The following is a 3,261-nucleotide window of genomic DNA, read 5'->3' as shown; positions in this document are numbered from 1 at the left end:
TTTCTTGGTCATGGTAAACTCCTCGTTGAGTCGTTAGTTTACCAAGTTTACTTGTACGGTTTCTTCAGCATAGCTCATATCAGCTGTCCTAAATTAGTTGACCACTACACTTTTAGCCTGTCAACGATAAAATCTATCATCGCCAGTACTCGGTTTGGCGATGGGCGATGTCCGGGGTAGACCGCATAGAGATTGATCAGCTGATGTGTAAAAGAAGTAAGCACACACTCTAAACGTCCTGCTTTAAGGTCTTCCTCAATGTCGAATTCACCTTTTACAACCACACCTGCACCATTAATAGCCCATTGGCGTAGTACACCTCCATCATTGGCCAATCTGTTGCCGGATATTTTAACTGCAAATGATTTTCCTTGTTCGATAAAGTGCCATTCCGATTGCGAAGCGTTGGGACGAGCTAAAACCAGACAGTTATGCTGTAAGAGCTCTCTAGGATGCGTGGGCTTCCCGTTGTTTGCCCAATAAATCGGGGCTGCACATACGTAGCGCTTTTGACTCGTTAATCGGCGTGCTTTGAACTCTGAATCGACCAGAGGTCCGGTTCGAATGGCGAAATCAAAGCGTTCACCGATCAGATCCACGACACCATCCGATAGATGAAGATCCACTTTTATTTGTGGGTGTAACTCTAGAAATTCATCAATGATCAATGGTAATCGAGTACGACCAAAATCATTGGTTGCTGTAAAACGAATGGTTCCTCGTAGTGGTCCATTTTGATTAACATGATCAAGCGCTTCTTTTATTTTTCCGAGTATGGAGCGGCAGTGATGCAGAAACTGCTCTCCCTCCGGTGTAAAGTACATGCGCCGAGTAGTACGCATAATCAGTGTTACGCCTACGTACTGCTCTAATTTTTGTAATGCTTGCGTGACTGCTGAGGGAGCGATGTTCCTTTGTCTGGCTACTCCAGCCATAGAGCCGATATCGTGAATATCCACATATATCTGCATTAAGTCAAGTCTGTCCATTATTCAATATTCCTGAATAAACCATTCTTTATATGGTTAATTATTAGTTGATTTAAATATTGTATCATAAAGACTAATTAACGATTTAGGCAGAATAAAATGACAACACCACTGATACAGAGCAATGATGGTCAAGGCTCACTGAAAGGCAGAAAAATTTTTATTGTTGGTGCAGGCTCAGGAATGGGGGCGGCGCTTGCAACGATGGCGGTCGCTCGTGGCGCCAAAGTGGCCTTAGCTGGGCGAAAGCAAGATAAGTTGGATAAGGTTGCAGCAGAACTGGGTGACAGTGTATTAGGTACTTATGCGCTAGATATTAGTGATGCGAAGCAAGTTGATGTAGCACTTGCAGAGCAGGCGCCATACGATCACATTGTATCGACCGCTGCTGATCTGGTGTTTAAGCCATTTTTAGAGTTGTCGGATATGGAGATTCAAAGTATGGTTGCCAGCAAGCTTTATGGTCCGATCAACTTAGCGCGTAGCGCTGATAAGCACCTGACAAATTCAGGCTCTGTGTTATTTTATTCAGGCCTTGCCGCTTACCGACAAGGAGTAGGCTCGTCTATTGTTGGTGTTGTAAACATCGCATTAGAAAGCCTTGTGGCTAATTTAGCCATTGAAATGAAACCAAAACGTTTTAATGTTATTTCTCCCGGAGTCGTCGATAGCGCAACTTGGGATATGCTCAATGATGAAGATAAAGCTGCTCTCTTTAATGATGTCGCTCAATCGCTTCCTGTTGGACGAGTTGGTCAAACGAAAGACCTCTCTCACGCAGCATTGGCTATTCTTGAAAATGGCTTTATTAATGGCACCGTGGTCAATGTTGACGGCGGTGGTCGTATCGCCTAATCTGTAAGACAATTAATTTTTGATACCAGCCACTGCTAGTGGCTGGTTTCTATCAAAAAAGTTGACGTTACCTAAGGAGATATAATGCAACCTCATATGCTTGTCGTAGGTGGTTCAGGTGTGACCGGAAACGGGGCTGTTGTCGCATTACAAGATGCTGAGTGGAAGGTAACAACTCTTTCAAGAGCGATTGAGCCTCCCCATGAGACAGCACATTTATCTGCTGATTTACTTGATAGAGCTTCACTACAGAAGCATTCAGACAGTCTGGCCCATGTGACTCATATTTTTTATGCAGCAATCAAACCCTCCGATGATGCAAAGACAGAAGCGGAAGAAAATAGCTTGATGTTTAAGAATATCATCGAAAGTGTGATAGCCGCTGGGGCGGATTTGAAGCGGGTGATATTTCTGCAAGGGGGCAAGGTTTATGGTGCTCATCTTGGTGTGTATAAAACGCCAGCTCGAGAGGATGATAGCCGTCATTATCCACCAAACCTATATTTTGAACACGAAGACTATGCTCGCACGTTAGAGAGTAAAGGTATCGGGTGGACCGCTTTGCGACCGGATATCATGATTGGTCATTCGCTTGGTTCTGCTATGAATATGGGGAACTTGATTGGTCTCTATGGTACGTTGTGTAAACACTTTGGCGTTGCTATGCAATTTCCGGGTTCTGCAGCGGCTTATAGTGTATTGATCAACTTTACGACTGCGAGTTTATTGGGTGAGGCGGTCGTGTGGGCGGCCGACAACGAAAAGGATGGTGCTTATAACGTTACCAACGGTGATGTATGTCGCTGGAAGTATCTTTGGCCAAAAGTGGCGGAATGGTTCGGACTGGATGTCGGCGAGCCACAGCCAATTAATCTTCAGCAACGTTTGAATCAGGCATCAGATTCCGAATGGAAGAATATTGCAACTCGATATGACTTGCGAGAGCCTGATATTAATCGTATTGCTCAAGGCAGTTTTGGTGACTTCCTTTTTCATGTCGAAACCGATGGGATATTTGATGTGACGAAAGCTCGTCAGGCTGGATTCAATGAAATGAGTTTGCGTACAGAGAATGAAATCATTGAGCATTTAGACAACATGGTAAAAGATGGATTAATTCCCAATCCCCAAACTATGTAATGATTGTTTTTCTCAAATTTTTTTGAAAGTCATCATTAGATTAAAAAAATTGCTGGGTATCAAGAAGCTGGTGTCGTCACGGACGAGACGTTTAATCACAAGCTGAATGAGATTATCAGTACGCTTTAAGCTTTGATGTAACTGAAAGAGATGAATAAAAAAACACTCAACTTGGTTGGGTGTTTTTTGTTAAATAAATCTCTAGGGCGTGTCTTCAATTCATCTTACAATGAACGATAGTACACGCCAGATAAAGCATTGACTTAAAATTACGCGC

General features: G+C 43.4%; 3 protein-coding genes. 2 read left to right on the top strand and 1 reads right to left on the bottom strand.

The annotated features are described in order from the left end of the window. Positions 1-104: 104 nt before the first annotated feature. The gene (locus I3249_RS13010) at positions 105-989 is read right to left on the bottom strand and encodes a LysR family transcriptional regulator (RefSeq protein ID WP_102090358.1); all 885 of its coding nucleotides are present in this window, start codon (positions 987-989) and stop codon (positions 105-107) included. 99 nt (positions 990-1,088) lie between these two features. Between I3249_RS13010 and I3249_RS13005 the strand changes: the two genes are divergently transcribed. Continuing rightward, positions 1,089-1,844, top strand: coding sequence for an SDR family oxidoreductase (locus I3249_RS13005; protein WP_102090359.1), 756 nt, complete (start codon positions 1,089-1,091; stop codon positions 1,842-1,844). Between the two features lie 84 nt (positions 1,845-1,928). Further along, complete coding sequence (locus tag I3249_RS13000; protein WP_238070242.1) at positions 1,929-2,984, top strand: SDR family oxidoreductase; 1,056 nt, start codon at positions 1,929-1,931, stop codon at positions 2,982-2,984. Positions 2,985-3,261 lie beyond the last annotated feature (277 nt).

The organism is Psychrobacter sp. Ps1 (assembly GCF_022129425.1).
In the GTDB taxonomy this organism is placed as follows: Bacteria; Pseudomonadota; Gammaproteobacteria; order Pseudomonadales; family Moraxellaceae; genus Psychrobacter.
Note: the sequence above shows the minus strand (reverse complement) of the source record. Positions and strands in the feature narration are given on the sequence as shown.

Coding starts and splice junctions, on each gene's coding strand:
- I3249_RS13010 (WP_102090358.1), bottom strand. CDS start 989: ATGGACAGACTTGACTTAATGCAGATATATGTGGATATTCACGATATC.
- I3249_RS13005 (WP_102090359.1), top strand. CDS start 1,089: ATGACAACACCACTGATACAGAGCAATGATGGTCAAGGCTCACTGAAA.
- I3249_RS13000 (WP_238070242.1), top strand. CDS start 1,929: ATGCAACCTCATATGCTTGTCGTAGGTGGTTCAGGTGTGACCGGAAAC.